This is a genomic window from Parabacteroides sp. merdae-related_45_40 (assembly GCF_001915675.1).
Map to the genome: position 1 here is coordinate 1 of NZ_MNQY01000091.1, position 6,340 is coordinate 6,340.

8 protein-coding genes are annotated in these 6,340 nt (G+C 39.1%); all 8 read right to left on the reverse strand.

Translation table 11 applies throughout. The features are described 5' to 3' along the window. Positions 1-120: 120 nt before the first annotated feature. A complete protein-coding gene (locus BHV83_RS11085; RefSeq protein WP_005640603.1) occupies positions 121-360 on the reverse strand; it encodes an NVEALA domain-containing protein in 240 nt (79 codons plus the stop codon). 204 nt (positions 361-564) lie between these two features. Next, entirely contained in the window at positions 565-720 is a 156-nt protein-coding gene (locus tag BHV83_RS11090) for a DUF1573 domain-containing protein (protein ID WP_240142783.1), read from the reverse strand. Positions 721-783: 63 nt separating this feature from the next. Beyond that, positions 784-1,872: a DUF4934 domain-containing protein gene (locus BHV83_RS11095; protein ID WP_005640601.1), complete on the reverse strand. Its 1,089-nt coding sequence runs from the start codon at positions 1,870-1,872 to the stop codon at positions 784-786. A 7-nt stretch (positions 1,873-1,879) separates the two neighbouring features. Continuing rightward, entirely contained in the window at positions 1,880-2,896 is a 1,017-nt protein-coding gene (locus BHV83_RS11100) for a BF3164 family lipoprotein (protein WP_286757524.1), read from the reverse strand. Positions 2,897-2,960: 64 nt separating this feature from the next. Continuing rightward, positions 2,961-3,194, reverse strand: a complete 234-nt coding sequence (locus BHV83_RS11105; protein WP_005640599.1) for an NVEALA domain-containing protein — start codon at positions 3,192-3,194, stop codon at positions 2,961-2,963. Positions 3,195-3,490: 296 nt separating this feature from the next. Continuing rightward, positions 3,491-4,579, reverse strand: coding sequence for a DUF4934 domain-containing protein (locus tag BHV83_RS11110; protein ID WP_122206290.1), 1,089 nt, complete (start codon positions 4,577-4,579; stop codon positions 3,491-3,493). Between the two features lie 3 nt (positions 4,580-4,582). Beyond that, the gene (locus BHV83_RS11115; RefSeq protein ID WP_224204192.1) at positions 4,583-5,380 is read right to left on the reverse strand and encodes a 6-bladed beta-propeller; all 798 of its coding nucleotides are present in this window, start codon (positions 5,378-5,380) and stop codon (positions 4,583-4,585) included. Between the two features lie 387 nt (positions 5,381-5,767). After that, complete coding sequence (locus BHV83_RS11120) at positions 5,768-6,022, reverse strand: NVEALA domain-containing protein (RefSeq protein WP_122206291.1); 255 nt, start codon at positions 6,020-6,022, stop codon at positions 5,768-5,770. Between the last annotated feature and the right edge of the window lie 318 nt (positions 6,023-6,340).

Below are 6,340 nucleotides of genomic sequence, written 5' to 3' on the forward strand. Positions count from 1 at the left end.
AAGTCACGTGTTTCAACAAAAAAGACGGCATCTCCTACAGAAAAACATCCTCAATACAACTCTCACAACCAACAAATGCAAAATTTAAACAGGCTCTAAGGCCTCTTGGCATAATTTTTATCAACAAGGACTGTATGCTCCAGAACAATCTAAGTAAGGATCATCTTTGCAACAACCATTTGGCTCATAAACGAGTTTACTATGTCCCCAATCCGGTCCATGTTCTCCTCTTGCTAACGCATCAATATTTTCCAATGCCAAGTCTGAGAGTTCAACTTCCTGTTTATTCTGCTGGTAATTCCAGTCAGCCGCTATGGCGATTGCAGCAAAAGCGATAACGCCCAAAATTTTCGTTCCCATTTTATTATTAATTGTGGTTCTTTCGTCCGGTACCATTTCCCGGAACGGGTGATTTCCTACCCTTTTGTTGTTTTCTCCAAATTTACTACTTTTGTCGTTACCTCCTTCTTTATTAGTTATTGAATGAGGAAAAATCGGGGAGTTTCTGCTTAGACTTGCAAGGTTCTGTGTGCAGGAACTCCTTTCTTTTCCCCGTTAATTATTTTATTTCACTGTCCCGATAAAACTCACCATCAGCGAGTTGTTCGGAATGTTCCCATAAATGTCTACCGTTCGGTAAAAATCGCCCGGCTGTTCCGCTTCGTAGCTGACCGTGATCGTTCCGCTCTCTCCCGGTTGCAGTTCTTTCCAATTGTACAAGAGGTCAGAATACTTAATATCATGAATAAGAAGCATGTTTTCATGGACGGTATGAATTGTTTATTAACGTTCGACAAGGACAATCACAGGATTATTCCCGTTTTCGGGTATTTCGTAATCGATCAGATATTTCCCGTCTGTCGATATGAAATGAGGCACGAAAGTACTTCCTTCCTTGAATCCGTAAGAATTGTCCGGATAGATGACCTTTTGATAAAACGTTTGTTGGGTATTTTTGTCATAGCTGTAAGTGTACGGATCAGTTACATCATGGTGAGCCAGATAAATGATACCGTCTTTCTCTCCAGTTGCAGCAAGCGCAATTTTGCCGTTGAAGAAGTCCCATTTTTTCATCAGTTGTTCAGCCGTGCAAGCAAACATGGCTTCTTTGGTCGCCTTGTATTTGCCTAACTCGACTACAGCATAAGGGACCAAATTCAAGCTTTCATCGACTTGGTAAATCGTGTCGTTGAATACTTCCTTGAAGGCGGGGACAAGCCCGTCAAACGCTTTCATTTCAGTAGGTATGCTATATACGACCATTGGTGATGCCGGTTCGAGTTTTTCCGTAACCGGAATCGTTTTGATGGCTGTTGTGTCCCGGAAAAAGACGAACCTAACTTTCTTTTGCCCGGTAAAATTATTTACATGCCCTAAGAATAGGTCCGTATTGGGAACGAGGAAAAAATTCATTGTATGCCGTATTTTGGGCTGAAACCACTTTCCTAAATATTCTCCTTGCCAGTTGTAAAGTGTGAAATCATAATTCCCATCTACGACAAACAGTGTGTCATTTCGCAAAACAACACCACCCATTCTGAAATATTCTCCTTCCTCTTCTCCTTTTTCCCCGATGTCATATTGGTATTTCCCATCTTTATCAAATAGAGATAATCTGTCCGAATGAACTACTAAGAATTTATCACCGTCCAAAATAACCCTTTGTATGAATTTGATCTGAATGAATTCGTTGGTTTCCAATTGCACGTATCGAGGGTTTGTCCCCCATTCATTCAAACCCACTTCCAATGCCTCATTCTTGACTAAGGGACGAAAGTCTATCCAGTAAAAGTCCTCATGATCGGAAAATTGTGCTTGCCGACCTCCGCAGGAAGCCAACAGCAGGCAAAAGAGAAGAATCCATGTTTTCATAAACTTGTTATTTCAGAATGTTACTAATATCAAACCGTATGATCGCCACTTCCGGTTCTTCAGTCGCGGCATAGATTGTTTTTTCGTCCTCGGAAACGGTGAACCGGGCTAAACTTCTTTCCGAACGTAAGTTTTTCAGTAAATTGCCTTGATGATCAAACACCAGCATGTTTCTGGGTTTTATGTTTTTCCGATTGTCCCGATCATATTTTTGCCCGAAATAACTACAGAAGATATAATTTTTTGTCATTTTCACATCTGCAAAACCTAATTTCAAAAGAGTCAGGTCTAATTGGTCTTTCTTATAGATTGGTTGTTCTGCACAAGCATCCCATAATATTTTGCAAGTGCCATCTGCTTGTTGCTCATAGCAGGCGATATAGCCAAATGATGCCATTGTAGACACGAACTTATTTCCATACGAACTGACTGAACCTCCATAAGTAACTAATACTTCACTTTGATGGTCTTTATCCGGAATATTCCCCATGTTCCCGATTGTGTTCAACTCTTTATCCAGTATAATTATAGGCTGGGGCATACCAACGACGACCGAACCTACAAAATAATCCTGATTAAGTACCTTGCCGAATAAGATATTTTTCTCATTACCTTTCAAGTTTATTGTTTTCGCTTCCGGTAATTCTTCCGCATTTAAGATTTCATGCCATGAATATGTCCTCAGGTACATTTTTGCTTCATCATAAACATATACATCTTTACCATTTTTTCCCCAATAGACGGGTTGTACAAATTCTTTAGGTCCGCCACCGAATAGACCAATTTGTTTAATCTCTTTGCCATTATTAGCATCAACTATTCGCATAAAGTAGTCACCTTTAGTGGAAAAGAGTAATAATTTATCATCTATGATATCTATTGACCAAGGATAATTCATAAAGAGTTCATAGGGATAGTCAACCCCGCTGACAGGAGTCTCTTCAGGTAATGTGAAAATGCGATACTGGTTTTCACTACAAGAGGTGAAAAGAAAGCATAGAATAATAATGAATAGACTTTTCATGATCATGTCGTTTTAGGAAAAGGTGCTGCCCTGTTAAATTTAAGCAGCACCTATAGTTTATAAATTATAAACCGCAAGCAGGATACATGTTATAATATGTATGTCCATTTGACAAGCAAGTCATTGTAGTGAAGTCGTCACAACGATCTCTTCCGCTCTCACCTCTAGCAAGAGCCTCTACATTAGCCAACGCCAAGTCAGAAAGTTCAACCTCCTGTTTATTTTGCTGGTAGTTCCAGCCTGCTGCGGCGGCGGCGATCGCTGCAAAAGCGATTACGCCCAAAATTTTTGTCCCCATTTTATTATTATTTTTAGGGATTTATCATTTTATTATTAATTGTGGCTCTTTCACCCGGTATCTTTTCCCGGAACAGGTGATTCCCAACCCTTTTTTCTTTACTCCAAATTTACTACTTTTGCCGTTACCTCCTTCTTTATTTGTTATTGAATGAGGAAAAGTCCGGGAGTTTCTGCTAACGTTTGTGAGGCGGTAGGCAGAGACTCCTTTCTTTTTACTTGATATTTATAGTTTGACTGTCTTACTTTCTTTCTATCTTTTCTGATTGCTCCTCCTTTATTTAAGATGATTATTCATTAAAAAAACTCTAATATATAAGGATTATCTTCCATATTGCAAATAATCTTATTGCCAAATTTGTCGATCACATCTTCGGGGTGTTCCGAAAGACGGTCGGGCGTGATATATAATAATATGCTGTCATCGCTCTCTGCGTCAGAAATAGTGGAAAGAGTTGTCCCGTATGAGAATTGGGTTGAGACCTTTTGTCCTTCTTCTACTTTTGTCAGGTAGTTTTTTCCACCCTGATGTGTCTGTAGCCAGATTATATTCCCTAAAGAAATCATGTTGTTGATGTAAGAGCATTTATTGGCTTCAAGGATAAAATCGATACCGTGTGTTTGAAACATTTCCAACAACTGCTTTTCGGTGAGAAACTCATTTCCTCCGGCATAGTGTCCCATTTGGAATTGCTCAGTTTGCGGGTTGAATGAAACGAATGTGTTTGAAATACCTAACTGGAAAAGATAACTGGATCCATAAGCCGCAAATTGTACCGGCCGGAACATGATGTAGGGTATTTCTTTTTTCAAATATTCGGCAATAATTTCCCCCTCTTTGTCTACCAACGTCAAAATGTTTTCGTTCTGTCCGGTGACAAGCAGGACATGAGAGTTCTCCATCTTTTTAAATTTGTGGATTACAAATGGATAGGAAATTTTTCTTTTGAAAGAAAAATCGGTAGCATCATATACTTTCAGGCTTTTGTTGTCCGAAATCCATACTTCAGTTTTACCATCTGCCTCGCAGACATCGAAATCCTCTATTCGGGGATATTCTTCCGGCCCTTGTCCTTGCCTGTTCAAAGACGATACGAATTTTCCATCCTTGTCGAAATGGTGGATTGTTTTGCCATTAGAGGATAAAACATAATAATGGTTCCGAAACTTCCTGATCTTATCAATCTGCCCGATCAAACTGCCGGAAGTCGTTTCCAGCGGAGTAATTTCGTAGCGATCAGAAAACAACTCCGTCCATGTCGGCCGGGATTCTTCAGGAGATAAATCCGCTATCAAAGCAATTTTTGTTGCCTTTTGATCTGAGCAAGAGCTCAAAAGCACGCAAACCAAGCATATAAAAAAGAACTGTTGGGTGATATTTTTCATCTTTTATTCCTTTATTTTAATCGTTAGTAAAATCCAATCGTTCCCAGTGGTTAATAATCCGGGTAACATTTTCCGGATAGCCGGGTATGTGCATTTAATATTTAAGTAATGACCGGCAAGGTCATTCTCGCGAACAAGCAAATAAAGATTGTTTTTATCTGAACCGATAAAAGGATTCACATATTTGGATCTGAAATTGTCAAAAAGACGGTCGAAAGAAAAGAGGATATTGTCTTTACACCGGATAGCACAAAAATCGTCCCTTTTCCCCATTAACTTGAAAAAAAGATAATCCGAAGCGAAATAAAAGCTATAACAGTTATGGATGTATTTTTTCTTATCGATTATTTCAGCCATTCCCGCATCTTCTTTGGGATACTTGTCTCTGGTTAGAAATTCTCCATGAAAATCAAGACTATAATATGGGAGTATCTCCTTCTCGGAAGTATCATATCTATAGATTGTGTCTGTGTTATCCGGGAGAATCAAAATGTCGTCAGCATCTGTCGTATATAAATTATAAGGTGCGAACAACCATTCTTTTTTCCCCCATTTGGGCAGATATAATTTGTGGATAGACTTGAAATCGGTGAGAGCCATAAAGTGTCCTTCAATGTGTCCTCTTTCTGTATTGGCTCCTCCCGAATAAACCAGAAAATCTTGTTTTGCGGTCGGTATGATGGCGGCACAAGGAAAAGGCAAAGACACTTTTTTGACCGGTGCGCCATCCAGTTTGAACTTGTTAATAATTTTGAATCTGCTCACGACCCACAACTCCTCCAATTCCGGAACAATACACATGGAATTGACTATTAAGGCATCCGAAAATGTAATTTCCTTTATGAACTTTCCGGACTTAGAGTATATATATACATTTTTTCCAGCCATAGTACTTCCCATAAAGTATAGGAAATCTTTATATTGAACCATATTTGTACAAAAATCAAATACAGTATTACTTAGTTTTGTACAGGAAATGTCTGTAATCAAACTATCAAATGTGATTTTTTGGTAGTGATTCATGTCCATTTGAATGGTATTTTCCACACGGGAGGGAGATAAAATACCGTTAATACTATTTGTACAGAACAAGTATATAAAAAGCAAGAGTCGTATTCTTGTTATCATAATCCAAATGGAATATTCTATAGAAGGTAACTTTTCGCAAAAGTTACCTCCCTCTGATAATTAATAATATTTTATATCTCCGCAGGAGCATGAATATCCAACACCGTATGAGCCACATATTGCGATCCAACCGGTTACGGAGCTATGTCCAGTTCTCCATTTACAGTCACCACTCCCTTCGCCACTGGCCAACGCTTCCACGTTCGTCAGCGCCAAGTCTGAGAGTTGAACATCTTGTTTATTTTGCTGGTAATTCCAGCCAGCAGCCACTGCTATTGCTACTAAAAGTGCTGCTCCAAATATATGCTTTTTCATTTTTCGTACCTTTGTTTTATTGTTTTTAATTCAGTAAATTTTCTACCTTTACCTTTTCTATAGAGGATCAAGATAGCCAAATGATGTACTGAACTTGCATCATTCTGTTTTGTCCGGTTTATATTACCATCATACACCTCCTTTCTAAGGGGTTTCGGGGAGCTTGCCTTCCTTTCGTTCAATTACTGAACTTGGCCTCTTATTTTTACTTTGACAGGAACTTGCTGTGTTACATTTAAGTGTGACGATTTCATCGAAAAAGCCTGTGTCTTTCGGTGTCATCCTGACTTCAATACGAAGCCGCTCTCCCGGCTTCGC

Bases quoted from the DNA above. Each gene is read 5' to 3' on its own strand.
- BHV83_RS11085 (WP_005640603.1), bottom strand. From the start codon at position 360: ATGGGAACGAAAATTTTGGGCGTTATCGCTTTTGCTGCAATCGCCATA.
- BHV83_RS11120 (WP_122206291.1), bottom strand. From the start codon at position 6,022: ATGAAAAAGCATATATTTGGAGCAGCACTTTTAGTAGCAATAGCAGTG.
- BHV83_RS11110 (WP_122206290.1), bottom strand. From the start codon at position 4,579: ATGAAAAATATCACCCAACAGTTCTTTTTTATATGCTTGGTTTGCGTG.
- BHV83_RS11115 (WP_224204192.1), bottom strand. From the start codon at position 5,380: ATGTGTATTGTTCCGGAATTGGAGGAGTTGTGGGTCGTGAGCAGATTC.
- BHV83_RS11095 (WP_005640601.1), bottom strand. From the start codon at position 1,872: ATGAAAACATGGATTCTTCTCTTTTGCCTGCTGTTGGCTTCCTGCGGA.
- BHV83_RS11100 (WP_286757524.1), bottom strand. From the start codon at position 2,896: ATGAAAAGTCTATTCATTATTATTCTATGCTTTCTTTTCACCTCTTGT.
- BHV83_RS11105 (WP_005640599.1), bottom strand. From the start codon at position 3,194: ATGGGGACAAAAATTTTGGGCGTAATCGCTTTTGCAGCGATCGCCGCC.